This is a genomic window from Maribacter litoralis (genome assembly GCF_003075045.1).
GTDB classification, from domain to species: domain Bacteria; phylum Bacteroidota; class Bacteroidia; order Flavobacteriales; family Flavobacteriaceae; genus Maribacter; species Maribacter litoralis.
The window spans coordinates 168,246-188,042 of the sequence record NZ_QCZD01000003.1 but is presented as its reverse complement, the minus strand read 5'-3'; the positions used below and the strand labels follow the sequence as shown (position 1 = coordinate 188,042).

17 protein-coding genes are annotated in these 19,797 nt (G+C 36.3%); 9 read left to right on the top strand and 8 right to left on the bottom strand.

The window, feature by feature from the left end:
* Window positions 1-358: 358 nt before the first annotated feature.
* The 7 genes from groL to miaB all read right to left on the bottom strand — a co-directional run bounded on the left by groL (window position 359) and on the right by miaB (window position 7,322).
* Window positions 359-1,993, bottom strand: coding sequence for a chaperonin GroEL (gene groL / locus DCS95_RS12305; RefSeq protein ID WP_116771097.1), 1,635 nt, complete (start codon window positions 1,991-1,993; stop codon window positions 359-361).
* A gap of 92 nt (window positions 1,994-2,085) precedes the next feature.
* Entirely contained in the window at window positions 2,086-2,364 is a 279-nt protein-coding gene (locus DCS95_RS12300; protein WP_036156781.1) for a co-chaperone GroES, read from the bottom strand.
* Between the two features lie 143 nt (window positions 2,365-2,507).
* Complete coding sequence (gene secG, locus DCS95_RS12295; RefSeq protein ID WP_058105065.1) at window positions 2,508-2,867, bottom strand: preprotein translocase subunit SecG; 360 nt, start codon at window positions 2,865-2,867, stop codon at window positions 2,508-2,510.
* 6 nt (window positions 2,868-2,873) lie between these two features.
* Complete coding sequence (locus DCS95_RS12290) at window positions 2,874-4,025, bottom strand: hypothetical protein (protein WP_116771096.1); 1,152 nt, start codon at window positions 4,023-4,025, stop codon at window positions 2,874-2,876.
* A gap of 4 nt (window positions 4,026-4,029) precedes the next feature.
* Window positions 4,030-4,551, bottom strand: a complete 522-nt coding sequence (locus tag DCS95_RS12285; protein WP_116771705.1) for an LptE family protein — start codon at window positions 4,549-4,551, stop codon at window positions 4,030-4,032.
* A gap of 19 nt (window positions 4,552-4,570) precedes the next feature.
* The gene (locus DCS95_RS12280) at window positions 4,571-5,857 is read right to left on the bottom strand and encodes a sigma-54 interaction domain-containing protein (RefSeq protein ID WP_116771095.1); all 1,287 of its coding nucleotides are present in this window, start codon (window positions 5,855-5,857) and stop codon (window positions 4,571-4,573) included.
* Window positions 5,858-5,876: 19 nt separating this feature from the next.
* Window positions 5,877-7,322: a tRNA (N6-isopentenyl adenosine(37)-C2)-methylthiotransferase MiaB gene (miaB, locus tag DCS95_RS12275; protein WP_116771094.1), complete on the bottom strand. Its 1,446-nt coding sequence runs from the start codon at window positions 7,320-7,322 to the stop codon at window positions 5,877-5,879.
* Between the two features lie 151 nt (window positions 7,323-7,473).
* On the opposite strand from miaB, the gene DCS95_RS12270 reads away from it, so the two are divergent.
* The 9 genes from DCS95_RS12270 to DCS95_RS12230 all read left to right on the top strand — a co-directional run bounded on the left by DCS95_RS12270 (window position 7,474) and on the right by DCS95_RS12230 (window position 19,397).
* The gene (locus tag DCS95_RS12270; protein WP_116771093.1) at window positions 7,474-8,202 is read left to right on the top strand and encodes a hypothetical protein; all 729 of its coding nucleotides are present in this window, start codon (window positions 7,474-7,476) and stop codon (window positions 8,200-8,202) included.
* Window positions 8,203-8,276: 74 nt separating this feature from the next.
* Window positions 8,277-9,542, top strand: coding sequence for an LVIVD repeat-containing protein (locus DCS95_RS12265; protein WP_116771092.1), 1,266 nt, complete (start codon window positions 8,277-8,279; stop codon window positions 9,540-9,542).
* A 212-nt stretch (window positions 9,543-9,754) separates the two neighbouring features.
* Window positions 9,755-12,244, top strand: coding sequence for a type I DNA topoisomerase (gene topA / locus DCS95_RS12260; RefSeq protein WP_116771091.1), 2,490 nt, complete (start codon window positions 9,755-9,757; stop codon window positions 12,242-12,244).
* Window positions 12,245-12,303: 59 nt separating this feature from the next.
* Window positions 12,304-13,461, top strand: coding sequence for a formimidoylglutamase (locus DCS95_RS12255; protein WP_116771090.1), 1,158 nt, complete (start codon window positions 12,304-12,306; stop codon window positions 13,459-13,461).
* Window positions 13,462-13,583: 122 nt separating this feature from the next.
* Window positions 13,584-14,948 (top strand): T9SS ring complex lipoprotein PorK/GldK, encoded by a 1,365-nt coding sequence (gene porK, locus DCS95_RS12250; protein ID WP_116771089.1) that lies wholly within the window; start codon window positions 13,584-13,586, stop codon window positions 14,946-14,948.
* An 85-nt stretch (window positions 14,949-15,033) separates the two neighbouring features.
* Window positions 15,034-15,690: a type IX secretion system motor protein PorL/GldL gene (porL, locus tag DCS95_RS12245; protein WP_116771088.1), complete on the top strand. Its 657-nt coding sequence runs from the start codon at window positions 15,034-15,036 to the stop codon at window positions 15,688-15,690.
* A gap of 56 nt (window positions 15,691-15,746) precedes the next feature.
* The gene (gene porM / locus DCS95_RS12240) at window positions 15,747-17,306 is read left to right on the top strand and encodes a type IX secretion system motor protein PorM/GldM (protein WP_116771087.1); all 1,560 of its coding nucleotides are present in this window, start codon (window positions 15,747-15,749) and stop codon (window positions 17,304-17,306) included.
* Between the two features lie 64 nt (window positions 17,307-17,370).
* Window positions 17,371-18,258 (top strand): type IX secretion system ring subunit PorN/GldN, encoded by an 888-nt coding sequence (gene porN / locus DCS95_RS12235; RefSeq protein ID WP_116771086.1) that lies wholly within the window; start codon window positions 17,371-17,373, stop codon window positions 18,256-18,258.
* A gap of 95 nt (window positions 18,259-18,353) precedes the next feature.
* On the top strand, window positions 18,354-19,397 hold the full coding sequence (locus DCS95_RS12230) for an NAD(P)/FAD-dependent oxidoreductase (protein ID WP_116771085.1): 1,044 nt from the start codon (window positions 18,354-18,356) through the stop codon (window positions 19,395-19,397).
* On the opposite strand, the gene DCS95_RS12225 is transcribed toward DCS95_RS12230, so the two are convergent.
* Window positions 19,375-19,782 (bottom strand): DUF983 domain-containing protein, encoded by a 408-nt coding sequence (locus tag DCS95_RS12225; protein ID WP_116771084.1) that lies wholly within the window; start codon window positions 19,780-19,782, stop codon window positions 19,375-19,377. The genes DCS95_RS12230 and DCS95_RS12225 overlap by 23 nt on opposite strands.
* Between the last annotated feature and the right edge of the window lie 15 nt (window positions 19,783-19,797).

The following is a 19,797-nucleotide window of genomic DNA, read 5'->3' as shown; positions in this document are numbered from 1 at the left end:
TATTTTGCCAATGAAATAATCACGGATCAAAATCTGAAATACATTAGCTATAGATTTATCTTAAATTCTATAGCAATGGCACAAGCAAAATCAGCGGGGAAACCAGCTGCGAAGCCTGCACCGGCAAAAGCTGGTAAAAAGGCTGCTCCAAAAGCTGCTCCTAGAAAGAAGTAGTTAAGTTATTGCCTTTAGATGGCGATACCATTTGGACAATAAAACCACCTTCTGTAAATAAAGAAGGTGGTTTTTTTGTTGCTCATATTTGAAATAAAAAAAACCGCTCTTTATATTTCAAGAGCGGTTTTAAATAATATAAACTGTAAGAACAAGCTAATAATTGCTTGTCGACGCTGTCGACCTACATCATGCCTGGCATTCCGCCACCGCCACCCATAGGAGGCATTGCCGGAGCATCTTCTTTAATGTCGGTTAAAGCACATTCGGTAGTTAAGATCATACCAGAAACAGAAGCTGCATTTTCCAATGCTACTCTAGTTACTTTCTTAGGATCAATAATACCTGCTTTCATCATTTCAACATACTTTTCAGATTTGGCATCGTATCCATAATCGCCTTTTCCTTCTAAAATTTTAGCGATTACAACAGAACCTTCGCCACCTGCGTTAGAAACGATAGTTCTTAAAGGAGCTTCAATGGCACGAGCTACGATTTGTAGACCTGTAGCCTCATCTTCATTATCTGTAGATACTTTTGAAAGAACAGATTTAGCTCTTACCAAAGCAACACCACCACCAGCAACAATACCTTCTTCAACGGCAGCTCTTGTAGCGTGTAATGCATCATCAACTCTATCTTTCTTCTCCTTCATTTCTACTTCAGAAGCAGCACCTACGTAAAGTACGGCAACACCACCGGCTAATTTAGCCAAACGCTCTTGAAGTTTTTCCTTATCGTAATCAGATGTAGTTGTCTCTATTTGAGATTTGATCTGGTTAACTCTTGTTTTGATATCTTTTGCAACACCACCACCGTTCACGATAGTCGTATTGTCCTTATCTATCTGTACTTTTTCGCAAGTACCTAACATGTCTAAAGTAGTGTTGTCTAAAGAGAAACCTCTTTCTTCAGAAATAACGGTACCACCAGTTAAAATTGCGATATCTTCTAACATTGCTTTTCTACGGTCACCAAAACCTGGAGCTTTAACAGCGGCAATTTTTAAAGAACCTCTTAATTTGTTCACAACCAAAGTAGCTAAGGCTTCACCATCTACATCTTCGGCAATGATCAATAAAGGCTTACCAGATTGAGCAACAGGCTCCAATACCGGTAATAAATCTTTCATTGAAGATATTTTCTTATCGAATAATAAGATGTATGGATTTTCTAGGTCAGAAACCATTTTTTCTGAATCTGTAACGAAGTATGGAGAAAGGTAACCTCTGTCAAATTGCATACCTTCAACAACGTCAACATAAGTATCGGTACCTTTGGCTTCTTCAACAGTAATAACACCTTCTTTACCAACTTTTCCGAATGCTTGAGCGATCAAATCGCCAATAGTTTCGTCGTTGTTTGCAGAGATAGAAGCAACTTGTTTAATTTTTTCAGAAGAATCACCCACTTTTTTAGCTTGTTTTGCTAAATCGGCAACGATAGCTTCAACAGCTTTGTCTATTCCTCTTTTAAGATCCATTGGGTTTGCACCTGCAGCAACGTTCTTTAAGCCTTCTTTTACGATTGCCTGTGCAAGAACGGTAGCGGTAGTAGTACCGTCACCTGCTAAATCATTGGTTTTAGAAGCAACTTCTTTTACCATTTGCGCACCCATATTTTCTAATGGGTTCTCCAATTCAATTTCTTTTGCTACGGTAACACCATCTTTAGTTACTTGTGGTGCACCAAACGATTTGCTGATAATAACATTTCTACCTTTTGGGCCTAATGTTACTTTTACCGCGTTTGCCAATGCATCAACACCTCTTTTAAGACCGTCTCTAGCATCTATATCAAACTTAATATCTTTTGCCATTTTTATTTGTTGTTTAAATTTTGACCTGGTGATGTTCTCCTTGGGTCATTAAAATTATTAATTATCTATTCCGTGAAAATTAAAAAGCTATTTTAGATAATAGCTAGAATATCACTCTCTCTCATCATCAAGTAATCAGTACCTTCTAATTTTAGCTCGGTACCTGCATACTTTCCGTAAAGAACCGTATCTCCAACTTTAACGGTAACACTGTCATCTTTTGTACCAGGACCCACGGCAACTACTTTACCTTTCTGTGGTTTTTCTTTTGCGGTATCAGGAATGTAAAGTCCAGACGCAGTCTTAGTTTCAGCTGCCATTGGCTCAATAAGAACTCGGTCTGCCAATGGTTTGATATTAACTTTAGCCATAATTATTAATTTTTAAATTGATTTTTAGTTTCGTGCGTTCATAAAGGCAGAAATTATGCCATAGCCTTTTTACTGACAAATTGTAAACAAAAAATGCCAGCTTGTCATAAGCTGGCATTTTAAAATATATTGTAGTGTATCTTCTATAAACTATCTGAAGGTGTAGCTTCATTTGTTACTGGTGGTGTTACCTCTTCTGGCAACGTTTCAGGAACAACTGTTTCAATATCGTCACCTTGTAATAATTTAGAATCTGCATCGCCAAAATTACCTTTAAGGGCAATGTTAGATGCTAATATTAAAACTATTAATAAACCAGCTAGTGTCCATGTGCTCTTATCTAAGAAGTCACCTGTTTTTTTAACTCCACCAACTACTTGGTTTCCACCTCCGCCAAAGGAAGAAGAAAGTCCGCCACCTTTTGGGTTCTGTACCATGATCACCAATACTAACAATAAGCAAACGACAATGATAAGTATCAGGAATATTGAAAATGTACTCATTCTAAATTATTTATTATCTTTTCGTAATTTTTCTACCGCCTTAATTCGGTCTGCAAAGAAACTACTTTTTTCTGGATATTTCAAACTTAAAATTTTGAATGCCTGAATAGCCTTTTTATACTTTTTTTGCTCAAGATAAACCCTTGCCAAAGTCTCTGTCATAAGCTCGTTTTGGTCAATAGTCGAAGACTTTGAAATATCTATTATAGCACTTTGTTCTGTAGGTACAATTTTAGGATTAGTGGCTATGAACTTGTCAATACGGTCATATTTCTTTTTAATAGCCTCGTTTTTAGGTCTTGCTTTTTTTATAGGTTTGCTCTTAGCTTCCTTTGTATTGGCAATTTCTGTTTCTTGCCTTTTTGTGTCGGCCCTTTTTTCGATAGAAGCGGTTGGCGCCTGGTTGATTTCTTCCTCCAGTTCTTCTTTTGCAGCTGCGGGAGATTCATCGCCAGATTTTTCCAATGGTTTTTTAGACGCAAGGCTTAACCATTCTGAGAAAGAATATTTTTCCTTGGCATCAAAAGTTAATGGTTTACCTATATCAAGGGCATCTTCTTCTTCGGTCGTTTCCGGATTTTTAGACTGAAATAACTCAGGATCTAAAATCTGTTCCGCATCTTTTTCATCTTGTGGTAAAGGACTGTCTTCTGAAGGAGTGATTAAAGTTGCGGTTGAAGTTTTATCAATTTCATTGGATTTTTCTTCAAGTTTTATGACCTTAGGTTCGGAGATGGGCTCCTTAAGACTGTTGGTGTCTTCAGGTGTATTGGTGTCTTCGGTTATATTGGATGTATCTTCTTTTTCTACAGATACAATTTTGTCTATTTCGGAAACTTCTTTAGTATCTTCGGAAACTTCAATAGCATTATTGACCTCTATTTTGGCAATTTTTTCAATAGGGGCATCGTACTGCAAGAAGTCTTTTGATGTAATGAATTCAAAAAGTACATCTCTATCTGTGGTAAAAGCAGCTGTTGTTTTTAGCGCTTTGTTGTATTTGTAGCTATTTAAATTTTTAAGTCCTTTTAAGTGAAGGGCACGTGCAGCTTGAAAATATGGATATTCGGCAATAATATCTTCTAAATGTTTTGTGTGAATAGGTTCTACCACTTTGGTAGGGTTTTCTAGAAAATATGTAAAGTCCTTAACGTTCATAGTTTTACCAATCTGCGAGAGAAGCGTTAAAAATATCTTGTGTTAACCTTTCAAAAATGGTTTCGTGTGCTTCACTTTTAATTGTTGCCAATTGTGTATCTGCAGGGTAGTCATAAAAGAATGAAAAACTTTGGTCGAAACCGGCGTCTTCCTTCAATTGATTGTAAAACCTAACTTTAACCCGCATGGTTAATCTGTTTTGGGCAGCGGTTTGATCTGCAGTTGCAGACATAGGTGAAATTTTATATTCTGTTATTTCACCTTCATAAAGTAAATCTGGGTTGCCGGTATTGATCAATTCTAAACTGGTTTGGTTTTGAATTCGATCCTGTAACGCTAATGTAAAGTCTCTATCTACACCAGGTTCAAAAGTAGATCCAGGACTTTGGGTAGCATAATTTTGGAAATAGGTTACTTTAAATGTTTTGGCCTCACCAACGTTACCTCCTGTGAAATTATATACACCACAACCTAAAAACAAGGTGATCGGTAAAATGTACAGTAGTACTTTTCTAAAATATTTCATTAAAATGTTGTTCATGTATTTAAAGGTCGTATTGCTTTATTTTGCGATAAAGGGTGCGCTCAGAAATACCAAGTTCTGTTGCCGCGGCCTTTCTTTTACCTCGGTTTCTTTCTAATGATTTTTTGATCAATTCTATCTCTTTCTCTTGTAAAGATAGGGTTTCTTCCTCTTGAATTTCTTCGGCAAAATGATATTTGTCTTCGTATGAATCTTGTATTATGGCAGCCTCTTCTTTCTTTGGTTCAGGTAAGTGTAGAACGTTTAAAGGGCTGTCATCTTGAGTGTCATGGTCGATATCTACATCTTCATCATCTTCATTGCCGTAGATTTTTCGAATAAGGTTTTCGTTCTCCTCTTGCACCTTTTGAGAGTCATTGTTCTTAAGCAGTTCCATGGTCAACTTTTTAAGATCGTTGAGGTCTCCTTTCATATCGAATAAAACCTTGTATAGAATTTCTCTTTCGTTACTGAAATCACTTTCAGATTTTGAATTTGAAACTACCGCAGGTAAATTACTTGTGGTATTGTTAGGTAAATAACCGTGTAGGGTAGATGCGGTTATAGATCTATTTTCTTCAAGCACAGACACTTGTTCTGCTATATTTCTTAACTGGCGTATGTTTCCCGGCCATCTGTATTTGGTAAGTAATGAAACGGCATGGTCATCTAGTCTAATAGTAGGCATTTTGTATTTCTGACTAAAATCTGATGCAAATTTTCTGAAGAGTAAATGAATGTCATCTTGGCGATCCCGCAAAGGCGGAATGTTAATTTCAACGGTACTTAATCTATAATATAGATCTTCTCTAAAACGTTCTTTTTTGATTGCCTCGAACATATTCACGTTGGTCGCCGCAACAATTCGTACATCGGTTTTTTGTACTTGCGAAGAACCAACCTTTAAAAACTCGCCATTTTCCAGCACACGTAATAAACGAACCTGTGTGGTTAAAGGCAGCTCACCAACTTCGTCTAAAAATATGGTTCCACCATCGGCAACTTCAAAATATCCGCTTCTTGTTTGCGTAGCCCCTGTAAATGCTCCCTTTTCATGACCAAAAAGTTCACTGTCAATAGTGCCCTCGGGTATGGCACCGCAGTTTACGGCAATGTATTTTGCATGTTTTCTGTGAGACAACGAATGAATAATTTTAGGAATAGATTCCTTACCTACACCGCTTTCTCCCGTAACCAATACAGAAATATCGGTTGCGGCAACTTGCATCGCTTTTTCTAATGCACGGTTAAGCTTGGGGTCTTGCCCTATAATTTCAAAACGTTGTTTTATACTTTGTATGCTTTCCATATAAAATGGCTACTAAAAGTTAATTATTGTCAGAATACCCAACTGCAATACCTTTTAAGGTAGCAGAAGTGCAATCATTTATTTGAACATTTACAAAGTCACCAACTTTGTAGTCCTCCTTTGGGAAAACGACAACGGTACTTTGAGAGTTTCTGCCCATCCACTCATCTTTGGATTTTTTGGAAGTACCTTCGATCAATACTTCTTGTATTTTGCCTACGTGCTTCTCTGTTCTAAACTGACAGTGGCTTCTTTGTAAAGCGATAATTTCAGACAGACGCCTCTTTTTTGTTGGCTCAGGTACGTCGTCTTCCATTTTTCTGCCAGCTAAAGTGCCCGGTCTTTCTGAATATGCATACATGTAACCAAAATCATATTTTACATATTCCAATGCTTTTAAGGTGTCGGCATGGTCCTCTTCTGTTTCGGTAGGAAAGCCACTGATAATATCTTGTGAAATGGCACAGTCGGGTATAATTTTTCTGATATTATCAATAAGTTCAAAATACTCTTCAATAGTGTGCAGGCGGTTCATTTCCTTTAAAATACGATTGCTACCACTTTGCACCGGTAAGTGAATGTGGTTGCATATGTTTTTATGCGCCGCCATGGTTCTAATTACATCTAAGGTCATATCTTGAGGGTTAGATGTAGAAAAACGAATTCTCATTTTTGGATAGGCAGTGGCAACCGTATTTAAAAGTTTAGAGAAATTAGTTGCGGTCGCTTTCTGCATTTCAGAAGCATTGTCAAAATTTTTCTTGAGTCCGCCACCATACCATAAATAACTATCTACGTTCTGTCCTAAAAGAGTAATTTCTTTAAAACCTTTTTCAGAAAGTTCTTTAATTTCAGCTAAAATCGATTGAGGGTCTCTACTACGTTCACGCCCTCTTGTAAATGGTACAACACAAAATGTGCACATATTATCGCATCCTCTGGTGATGGAAACAAATGCCGTAACTCCGTTTGTATTTAATCTTACAGGTGCAATATCGCCGTAGGTTTCATCCTTTGAGAGAATTACATTTACGGCATCTCTTCCAGAATCCACTTCTTTCATCAGGTTTGGCAAATCCTTATAGGCATCTGGGCCAACCACCATGTCAACTATTTTTTCCTCATCTAAAAGTTTGTCTTTAAGGCGTTCAGCCATGCAGCCGAGTACACCTACTTTTAAATGCGGTCTAGATTTTTTTACCTTGTTATATTCGGTTAATCTTTTACGAATGGTCTGTTCTGCTTTGTCTCTAATAGAACATGTATTTACAAGTACTAAATCGGCTTCCTCTAATGTTTGGGTTGTGTTAAAACCTTCGGTCGCTAAAATAGATGCTACAATTTCACTGTCTGAAAAATTCATGGCGCAACCGTAACTCTCAATGTAAAGATTACGTTTGTTCGTTTCTTTTCCTTCAACTACCAAAGTTGTGCCCTGCACATTTTCGTCTATGGTTTTCTCCATTTTTGTAATACGTTGCGTATAAAATAATTTGGATGGCAAAGATACTATTATAATCAAAAATATGACAAGATGACATGATTATTTAGCGATAGTTTAAGCTTTCCTATTATAAATTATTTAGTTTTATCCTTAATTATAACCACCTATACCAATGAATTCAGAAAACCTAACTCAACACATTAAAAATAAGCCAGATTTAGATTTTGGTACCATCTTTAGTAGATCTATAGAACTTTTTAAAAAGGTATGGCTTCAGGGCGTTATCATTTTGCTTTTGACATTTGTTGTCATTTTGCCATTCTATATCATAATGTATATCCCCATGATCGCAATGGGAATAACCGACCCCGAAGCACTTCGGCAAAACGAGTTACCGCCTATGGTGGCAATTGCCATGGCTATTCTTATTCCGGTTTTTGCAGTAGGTATAACCACATTTGCGTTAGCGTTGAATGCTGCGTTTTTAAAAATATGTAAGCAAAAAGACCTAGAGGAAGTTGCTAGCGACGATTATTTTTACTTTTTCAAGGAAGGTCGATTAGGTAAGGTTTTTATTTTGTCACTCTACTTGCTAGGTCTCTCTTTACTTGGTGCACTTGCTTGCGGGGTTGGGGCTTTTTATGTTATGGTGCCTTTGTCGCTACTGCCGGCTTTTTTGGCTTTTTCAAACCATTTGTCCCCGTTAGAAATGGTTAAGGCAAGCTTTACGTTAGGAAACAAGAACTGGCTGGTTATTTTCGGGTTGGTGTTTATAATGTCTTTCGTTGCACAATTAGGAATTATTTTATGTTGTGTGGGTGTGTTTTTTACTGCAATGCTAAGTAAAGTGCCAACTTATTATATGTATAAGGACGGAGTAGGGTTTGATGAGTTAATTTAAATTTAACCTCTTGATAACGCAACTATTAGCAGTTGCATTAATCTATAGGGTACAACCGTTTAAATTTGAAAACCATGAGAATTTTCTATTTTGTTTTATGTGTAATAGCGTCATTTGCTTTAGTCTCTTGTGATGACGACGGTCCATATGAAGATTATCTTGTAGCAAGGCCTATTTTGCAAGATGCCGTTTCTTTTAAGGCTGAAGCAGTTGCGGTTACTGAACCTGTGCCTATAGTTTCTTCGGGTAAAATTTATGCTTATGGAGATTATATTTTTGTAAATGATGTAAATCAGGGTTTTCATGTTATAGATAACCAAGACCCTGTAAATCCAGAAAGTATTGCTTTTATCAAATTAGAAGGAAACAATGATATTTCTATAAAAGATGATAAAATTTACGCAGATAGCTACGGTGATCTGGTCATTATAGATATATCGGACATTAATAATATTACTATTTCTAGTCGAATTGTAAATGCTATTTATAATAATGATGTTTGGTTGTATGATACCGATTATCCCGAAGCAGATTTTTATGAATATGGAGATATTGACTATGATAAGGATATCGTAGTTGGTTGGGAGGTGAATACAGAAAGAAGATCGGTAAAAGAGTATGAAGCCAGATTTGATTGTAGCGATTGTGTTTTTGAAAATGTCGCCGAAGATTTTGATAATCAGTCACCAACAACTGGACAGGGTGGTTCTTTGGCGCGATTTAAAATAATAGACGATTATTTATATGTGGTAGACTACAGTGATATTAACATTTTTGATATTGCCGATGTAGAAAATGTAAAGGTGTTGGATGATGTGCAAGTAGCTTGGGATATTGAAACAATTTACAGTCAAGGAGATATTCTTTTTATTGGAGGTGCCCAAGGCATGTATATTTACGGAATAGAAAATCCTGAAAAGCCAGAGTTTATTTCAGAATTTAGACATGGCACCGCTTGCGACCCCGTAGTCGTTGATGGTGATTATGCTTATGTAACGCTAAAAGGCGGTAATTTTTGTGGCACTGCGGAAAGTGGTCTTTATATTGTTGATATATCCAACCTGGAAAATCCAGAATTAAAAGTGATTTATCCAATGGTCGGTCCAAACGGTTTGGGAATAAAAGGAGATACCTTATTTGTTTGTGACGGTACTGCCGGTTTAAAAGTGTATGACAAGAGCAATGCTCCTAATATATCTTTAATCAACACTTTTGAAGATATTGTTGCTTATGATGTTATACCATTGTCATCATCTCTTTTAATGATTGGTGAAGGTACCTTGTATCAATACGAATATGTAAATAACGATATTACGTTATTGAGCACTTTACAGTTGTAAAATTACCAAATGGTTAAAAAATAGGGGAGGCAGATTCAGTCTCCCTTTTTTTATAGTAGCCACTCAAGGTTTATAGATGGAGAAATGATTCGTTTATATCTATGAATTTCACGAAATTATGAATGAAACACTGTTGAAATATGGGAAAAAATAAATTCCTGAAATTTCAAAGTATAATTTTTAGTATACATTTGTAAGTATAAACAAGGTTGATGGCGAAAAATTTAGTAATTGTTGAGTCTCCTGCAAAGGCCAAAACTATAGAGAAGTTTTTGGGTAAGGATTTTAAGGTAGAATCGAGCTTTGGTCACATTGCAGATTTACCTTCTAAGGAGTTGGGAGTAGATGTTGAGAATGATTTCACCCCTAAATATATAGTAGATAAAGAAAAGAAAGCTTTGGTAAAGAAGCTCAAAGGTCTTGCCGATAAAGCAGAAACTATATGGCTTGCGAGTGATGAGGATCGCGAGGGAGAGGCTATTTCTTGGCACTTGGCAGAAGAGCTAGGTTTAGACAAGAAGAAGACAAAACGTATTGTTTTTAACTCAGTTACAAAAGCAGCTATTCAAAAAGCGATTGAGAACCCAAGGGAAATCAATTTCAATCTTGTAAATGCACAACAAGCTAGACGAGTATTAGACCGTTTGGTAGGTTATCAACTATCACCTGTACTTTGGAAAAAAATTAAACCAGGTCTTTCAGCTGGTCGTGTTCAGTCGGTAGCCGTAAGGTTGATTGTAGAAAGAGAAAGAGATATTGAGGCTTTTGAGCCACAAGCATCTTTTAAGATAGCAGCAGAATTTAAAACAGAGGCAGGAAGTGTTTTTTCCGCAAAACTTAATAAAACCTTTTCTACCGAAGAAGATGCAAAGGCATTTTTAGAGAAAAACAAAGCAGCTGATTTTTCAGTAAGTAAATTAGATAAAAAACCGGCTAAGAAATCGCCATCTGCGCCGTTTACCACTTCTACATTACAACAAGAAGCATCAAGAAAATTATATTTTTCTGTAGGTAGAACCATGCAGGTAGCCCAACGTTTGTATGAAGCGGGTTTAATAACCTACATGAGAACGGATAGTGTTAATCTTTCTAACGAAGCATTAGCATCTGCCAAGGAAGCTATAGAAAAAAACTATGGTAAAGAGTATAGCGAGACAAGAAACTTTAAAGGGAAGTCTAAAGGAGCTCAAGAAGCACACGAAGCTATTAGACCTACGGATATGGGGAATCAATCTCCTTCGTTGGAGCGCGATCAATCTAAATTATATGATTTAATATGGAAACGTACCGTTGCATCTCAAATGAGCGATGCGCAATTGGAACGTACCAATGTTAGAATAAAGGCCAACAAACATACAGAAGAGTTCACAGCTAATGGTGAAGTAATAAAGTTTGATGGTTTCTTGAAAGTTTACATGGAAGGTGTAGATGATGAAGATGTTGTAGAAGAACAAGAAGGTATGCTGCCGGCAATGAAGCAAGGTGAGCGTTTGTTGAACAACTTTATTTCAGCGACAGAACGTTTTACAAGAGCACCATATAGATTTACGGAAGCATCTTTGGTTAAGAAGTTAGAAGAGTTGGGTATTGGTAGACCGTCTACATATGCGCCAACAATATCTACTATTCTTAATAGAGGTTATGTTGAAAAAGGTACTATTGAAGGTAGTGAGCGTAAGTATCAACAATTGATATTAGCTTCAGATAAAATAGAAACAAAGAACCTAACCGAAAATGTTGGTTCTGATAAAGGTAAAATGGTGCCTACGGATATTGGTATGATCGTAACTGATTTCTTGGTAAGTAATTTTGCCAATATATTAGATTACAATTTTACCGCTCAAGTAGAAGAAGATTTTGATGAAATAGCTTCCGGTGATGAGGATTGGAAGAAAATGATGAAAGATTTCTACAAAGATTTTCATCCTAATGTAGTAGATGTAGAAGAAAATGCAGACCGTGCCAGCGGAGAAAGAATATTGGGTAAAGACCCAAAAAGTGGAAAACAAGTATCTGTACGTTTAGGTAGATTTGGACCAATGGTGCAAATAGGTACCGTTGATGATGAAGAAAAGCCAACATTTGCAAGTTTATTACCAGAGCAATCTTTAAACACCATTTCTTATGAAGAGGCAATGGATCTTTTTAAACTTCCTAGGAAATTAGGAGTTTATGAAGGAGAAGAAGTATTGGCCAACGTAGGTAGATTTGGACCTTATGTGAAATTTGGTGAGAAATTTATTTCTATGGATAAAGGCGAGAGTGCTTTTGAAATAGAGATGGATAGAGCTATAGAACTTATTGTTGCTAAGCAGAAGGCCGATGCGCCAATTGCTATGTACGAAGATTTAGAAGTTACAAAAGGTACAGGTAGATTTGGGCCGTTCATTAAATGGAACGGTATGTTTATTAACGTAAACAAAAAGTACGATTTTGATAATTTATCTAATGATGACATTATAGAGCTAATCGAAATCAAAAAACAAAAAGAGATCGATAAGGTTATTCATAACTGGGAAGAAGAAGGCATTCGTATAGAGAAGGCTAGATGGGGACGGCATAATGTAATAAAAGGTAAAATCAAGGTAGAATTGGCCAAAACGGTCGATGTAACTAAAATGACCTTGGCAGAAGCTCAAAAATTAATTGAACAAAAAACACCAAAGAAAAAGACAAAAGCTAAGGCTAAGAAAAAAAAGTAATCTATTTTTAGGTCTCAATACGAGTGTAGTATTTTTATGATTTCTAAACATATTCTATAATGGCCTTTGATTTTCTAGTTCCTGTATCGGACAAAGTTTTAGCCCATAATGAGTTATTGCCAAGTCAGTCTATTGGTAAAAACACCTATATACATACTGAGAAAGATGGTTTGCCTGTATTGGCAAACGCTACAATAGCGCTATTAGGGGTAAGGGAATCTAGAAATGCCTATGAGAAGAAACACGAAAAGCTCGATGTTTCCGCAATAAGAATACAGTTCTATAAACTCTTAATAGGTAATTGGAACGCTACAATTGTCGATTTAGGTGATATTGAAGAAGGAGCTACCGTTGAGGATACCTATTTTGTGGTAAAGGAAGTAGTTGCCGGTTTACTTGAAGAAGATATAATTCCTATTATTTTAGGGGCTACACAAGATATTACCTACCCTGCGTATAGGGCTTTTGATGGTATCAGGGAAATGATCAACCTGGTAGCTATAGACAGTAGGTTTGATTTCGGAATAGAAGACGAGCTTATCTCTTCTCATTCTTATATGAGTAAGATCATCACCGATAAGCCAAACAATCTGTTTAATTTTTCAAACATTGGTTATCAAAGCTATTTTAATGCCCAAGAAGAAATTGATCTTATGGAGCGTTTATTTTTTGATGCTTATAGACTTGGTGAGGTCGCAAACGATATTTCTTTGGCAGAACCTGTGCTTAGAAATGCCCATATGGTAAGTTTAGACTTACGATCGGTAAAAGCAAGTGAAATTTCTATGTCGGCAAATTTCTCTCCTAACGGATTTAATGGAAGAGAGATCTGTGCAATATCTAGATATGCCGGTATAAGCGATAAAGTATCTGTATTTGGATTGTATGAAATGGAGAATACCGTACAATCACAACAGCTTATAGCGCAGATAATATGGTACTTCATAGAAGGAATCAATTTTAGAATAAAAGAATCTCCGTACACCAAAACAGATGACTTTGTTAAGTATAATGTACCTAGCGAAGACGAAGAATTGGTATTCTACAAAAGTTTATTAACAGAAAGATGGTGGACAGAAGTGCCATCAATTTTTACTTCACATACTAAAGCCAATACACCTGCGTTATTACCTTGCACCGAGAAGGATTATGTAGACGCATGTAATCAACAGATTCCTGAAAGGTGGTTCAAGGCCTACAAGAAAGGCTTTAATTAACATAATTTTTTTTAAAGCATTAAAAGACTTTAATACAATATTTTATATAAAACCTAGTTTTAGTTGTTAGAATAAATTATTGTATTCTGAGTTTAAACCATAATCGAAATTTAACCTAAAGTATGAAGAAGCTATTGTTATCCTCTATAGCGTTTGTTTTTTTACTCACAAGTTGTGGGTCTAAACAGAAAGGTGAGCTAACCGGAGTCCAGGGAAAAAAGTGGTATCCAGAAAAACCATATGGTATGGAACTTATCCCTAGGGGTTCTTTTATCATGGGTAAGAGTGAAGAAGACCAAGGAAAATTATTGAATGCACCTACTAAGACAGTTACGGTACGTTCTTTTTACATGGATGATACCGAAATCACTAATAGTGAGTATCGTCAATTTGTTGAATGGGTAAAAGATTCTATTGTTAGAACCAAGTTGGCCATTTTAGCAGATGAGTTGGGTATTGGCCCAGAAGAAGGTGGTATCGGTGATTATGCATTTAAAGATGCGGATACTACAAGAGCATCTGTTTATGACAAGTATATGTTAGATAATTATTCCGGGATGGGCGAAACAGGATACGAAGGTAGAGCGTTGAGCAAAGACGAAGAACTGATTTGGGATACGTCAGATTATCCAGATGAGTATTATACCGAAATCATGGATTCTATCTATTTATCTGAAGAAGAGTCTTATAACGGTCAACGTACAATCGATGTTAAGCAATTAAAATATAAATATAGCTGGATGGATATTGAAGCTGCGGCAAGAGCTTCTGTAAAAGGAAACACAAGCCGTAAAGACTTTATCAAGACAGAAGAGGTAGAAATTTATCCAGATACAACGGTATGGATCAGAGATTTCTCTTACTCTTACAACGAACCTATGCATAATGATTACTTCTGGCATGATGCTTATAGTGAATACCCTGTAGTCGGTATTACTTGGCAGCAAGCTAAAGCATTCTGTAACTGGAGAACAAAGTATAAAAACGATGATAACAAGAGTCGTGGTAAGCAATTTGTAAACCAATTTAGACTTCCAACAGAAGCAGAATGGGAATATGCAGCAAGAGGAGGTATCGAAGGTGGTACGTACCCTTGGGGTGGACCATACGTAATTAGCGATACAGGTTGTTTTATGGCAAACTTTAAGCCACAACGTGGAGATTACGCGGCAGATGCAGCATTATATACTGTAGAAGCTAAATCTTACGAACCAAACGATTTCAATATGTACAATATGGCCGGTAATGTTTCTGAGTGGACAAACTCAAGTTACGATCCAAGTGCTTACGATTATGTTTCGACCATGAACCCTAACGGAGGTGACCAATCTAATACGAGAAAAGTTATTAGAGGAGGATCTTGGAAAGATGTAGCATACTTTTTGCAGGTAAGTACAAGAGACTTTGAGTACGCAGATTCAGCTCGTAGTTACATAGGTTTCAGAACAGTACAAGATTATATGGGTGAGGAAGACTCAACACAATAAATAATAATATTAACAGTTTTATAATAAATTCAAATTCATTTTTTAACCAAATCTTTTTTATTAAACCTTAAATTAAATTAAAATCATGGCACAGTCAAAATCCACAAAAAAATTATTTAACATGGCCTACGGCCTAGGGGCATCAGTTGTAATTATTGGTGCATTATTTAAAATTCTTCACTGGGAGTTAGGTCCATTAAACGGTGGTATTCTTCTAGCGATAGGTCTTATTACAGAGGCACTTATTTTTGCGATCAGTGCATTTGAACCAGTAGATGACGATTTAGATTGGTCATTAGTATACCCAGAATTAGCTGGTGGTGAGGGCAAAGCTCCTAAAAAAGCACAAGCTGCTACAGAAATAAAAGAAGCAGAAGCGTCTTTATCTAAGAAATTAGATGATTTATTGAAAGAAGCAGGTGTTGATGCAAATCTTATGGAGAGCTTAGGTTCTAGCATTAAGAATTTTGAAGGTGCCGCTAAAGGTATCGCTCCAACAGTAGATGCTATGGAATCTACTAAGAAATATTCTAGTGAAATGGTTCAGGCTGCCGCTCAAATGGAGTCTTTGAACAGTCTTTATAAAGTACAATTAGAAAGTGCTAGCAAGCAAGCTTCAGTTAATGAAGAAGTTGTTCAAAATGCAAGTGCACTTAAAGAGCAAATGGCTTCTTTATCTACAAACCTTTCTTCATTGAATGGTGTTTATGGTGGTATGTTATCTGCAATGAGCAAAAACTAATTTGGATTTTTACCGACCCGAATCAATTATTAATTAAAAATCTAAATTAAAAATCCATGGCAGGAGGAAAACAATCACCACGTCAGAAGATGGTCAACTTAATGTATTTGATCTTCATCGCAATGTTGGCATTAAACATGAGTAAAGAGGTGCTAGCAGCATTCGGTATTATGAATGAAAAGCTAGAGACTTCTAACGAAAAGACTACAGCAAGTAACAATGCGTTCTTGGAAAGTCTTGGAACTAAAGCATCTGAAGATGCTGCGAAGTACGAAAAGTTATATCAAGATGCTCAGAAGATCAAAGCAATGTCTCAAGAGTATTATGATTACCTAGAAGGACTTAAAACAGGTATGACTGAAGGTATAGAAGATCCTAAGGATTATGCTCGTATGGATATGTCTGATTATTTAGATCAGAAATTATTTCAAGGTGAAACTTTATCAGAAGATGGTAAAAAGTTCATGAGCAACCTAACTGGTTATAGAGACCAAGTAGCTGCAATTGTACCAGAAGCTTTAAAGCAATCTGTTATCGATCGTTTCCAAACTGGTGACGAAAATGGTAAAGTTGAAAAAAGAGACGGTACTAAGCAAGATTGGATCAACTACCACTACGAAGGATATCCTTTGGTAGCATCTTTGGCAAAATTAACTCAGTTACAAGCTGACGTTAAAATAACTGAAGAAGCAGCATTAAAATCAATGTTGGCAGGTGAGTTGTCTAACCAGGTTTCTTTAAAGAACTTTGCAACTTCACTTTCAGCTACAAAATCTGCATACTACGCAGGTGAAAAGTATGATGGTAAAATCATTATTAGTAAAACTGATAATTCTTCTACTCCGGTAAGAGCAGAATTGACTTTAGACGGAAGAAAATTATCTGAAGGTACTGATTACAAATTAGAAGCAGGTGGTGTTAAAATGTTGATTGGTTCTGGTTCAGCCGGTGACCATGAAGTAAAAGGTACAATCTACTTTAAGCAAGACGGTGAAGAAATTCCTGTTGAGGTTAATAACTCGTTCGCAACTATATCTAAGCCAAACGCTGCTTTGATCGCTGCTGATAAAATGAATGTTGTTTATAGAGGTGTTGCTAACCCAATGTCTATCTCAATACCAGGTATACCTAACAATAAGGTAAGAGCTTCTGCTCCAGGTCTTAAGAGTGTAAGTGGTAGTAAATATGTAATGACACCAGGTACTGGTAGAAATGTTACTATTACGGCGTCAGGTACTTTGCCAGATGGTCAAACAGTATCTTCTAAGTCTGAATTCAGAATTAAGGATATTCCAAGACCTTCAGGTAGCATAAGCAAGCAAACAGGTAGTCTTAAACTTCCAAAGAGAAATGTTGAGATCGCTACTATAGGTGCTGGTTTAGAAGACTTCGATTTTGATTTGAACTTAGCGGTAAGCGGTTTCAAATTCAAAGTACCAGGTCAACCAACAGTTTCTGTAAGAGGAAACAAAATGAATGCTAAGGCTAAACAAGCTTTAGGTCGTGCTAAAAGAGGAGATGTTGTTCAAATATTTGACATCGAAGCTTATATCACAAATAATAAAACGTACAAGTTGAAGAAAGTATCTCCAGTAGTTGTGGAGATTACAAACTAAATAAATAGAATGATACCGGGTAAGCCTATTGGTCTTGCCCGGTTAATTTTAAAGTGTAGCAAACATGAATTGGAAAAATGTTTTAGTAATGGGAGTGGTAACAATGTTACCTTTATCAATGATGGCCCAAGCAAATGTATTGAATGCTAAAAAACCAGAAGAGGTTGGTATTCGTACAGAAGCACAGAAAGCTGTAGATAATGATGCTCCGTTAGAATATGGTTATGTAGATGATAGGGATATACTTTGGTCTAAGACTTTATGGGAGACCATAGATTTAGATGAGAGAGTAAACTTCCCATTATACTACCCAACAGATACAATGGATATAGGTCCTGATAGAAGATCGTTATACCATGTACTGGTTAAAAATTTAAAAAGTGGAAAATTAGATACCTATACAGATTCTTATTTTACACAAAAAAGAACTTATGCAGATTTAAAAGATGCATTGCAAATGGTCGATACTCTAGATTATGGGTATGAGCAAATGAATGCAGGTGAAGCTGTTTCTGAAGAGTATATTACCCGTAGAACTATATCTGCAGCAGATATTGAAGAGTATCATATTAAAGGAATATGGTATTTTGATAAGAGACAAGGAGAATTAAAATACCGTCTTTTAGGTATTGCTCCAGTTGCTCCAGATGTTAACTTTATGGATGATGAGAATCCTGATATGGTTGAGCTTTTTTGGGTATGGTACCCAGATGCTCGAGAAATGTTACACGAGGCAAAGCTGTTTAACTCTCAGAATTCTGCACAGCCAATCTCATTTGATATGTTGTTGAATGCACGTAGATTCAATGCCGTTATTTATAAAGAGGATAACGTACAAGGAGATAGAAACATCGATGATTATATTTCTGATAATGCTTTGTTCCAGTTATTGGAAGCGAAGAGAATTAAAGAAACTATTAGAGATAAAGAACAAGACATGTGGGCTTATTAAGCTTGCTGAAAATCCAATTCACATAAAAAAGACCCGATCGACAGATCGGGTCTTTTGTTTTATATGGTTTCATACATTGTAAGTACATTTGTGCTATGGTAGATTATATAGTAGTAGGGCTTGGTTTGGCAGGTACTGCTTTTTGCGAGAATTTGCGTAGAAATAATAAAACGTTCGTAGTGTTTAACGATCGTTCGCAAACATCGTCTCGTGTTGCTGGCGGCTTGTATAACCCTGTAATTTTAAAAAGGTTTACCCTTTCTTGGCGTGCAGATGAGCAACTTCCTATAGCTACTCGGTTTTATACTGATTTAGAGGAATTACTAGATGTAAGGTTTGATAAAAAATTAAGTGTTTTTCGAAAATTCGCCAGTATAGAAGAGCAAAATTTATGGTTTGAGGCAGCCGATAAAGTAAAATTAAAACCTTATTTGGATACTACGTTGATTGCTAATGAGAATGCCGCATTAAAAGCTCCGTTTAAATTCGGTAAAGTATTGCAAACAGGTAAATTGAATACAAATCTATTATTTGATAGTTATGAGAATTGGCTGCGTGACAATGATAAGCTGATGCTGGATACTTTTGATTATGATCAAATACAGTTTGAAAAAGATTGTATTACTTATCAAAACATAAAAGCAAAACATATAGTATTCACCGAAGGTTTCGGGTTAATGCGTAATCCGTATTTTAATTACTTGCCCATGCAGGGCTCTAAAGGAGAGTATATAGTAATTGAGGCAAAAGAACTAGATGAATCGAATATTATTAAGTCATCAATATTTTTAATTCCACTAGGCAATGATCTGTACAAGGTTGGTGCAACATATAATAGGAATCAAAAAGACAATATAACTACAGAAGAGGCTAAAAATGAGCTTGTAGATAAATTAAAAAATCTTTTAGATTGTTCCTTTACCGTTGTGGACCACGTAGCAGGTATGCGTCCTACGGTTAAAGATAGAAGACCTTTGGTGGGGCAACATCCAAAGCATAAGAATTTATGGGTGTTAAACGGTTTTGGTTCCCATGGTATTACCATTGCCCCTTGGGCGGCACGATCACTTTATGACTATATAGAATCTAAAATACCGCTATTGCCAGAAATGGATATTACTCGTTTTGCTGAATATTAGTTTTTTTTTGACTAACCTTTGGCTCATATTTTACGAACATATTGATCCAAATGTTTCGTGAAATCCTCATAATTACAGGCATAAATACAATGAGGGTTCCAATAATGGCAATGAAAGTTGTAATGAGATCGGCACCAAGAAAAAGATTCGCGATTACAAATGCGGCAACGGCGAAAGCAATTCCCACGGCATAGCTTACATACATAGCTCCGTAAAAGAAAGAAGGTTCAATCTTATATTTTAGGCCACAATGGCTACAACGTTCGTGCATTTCAAAGATTTTACCCATATGATATGGGTTTTTATCTAAATACATGCTTTCTTTATGGCATCTGGGGCAACTTCCTGTTAAAATACTGTAGAGTTTGTTTCCTTTTTTTAACATTTGCAAAACTTTATA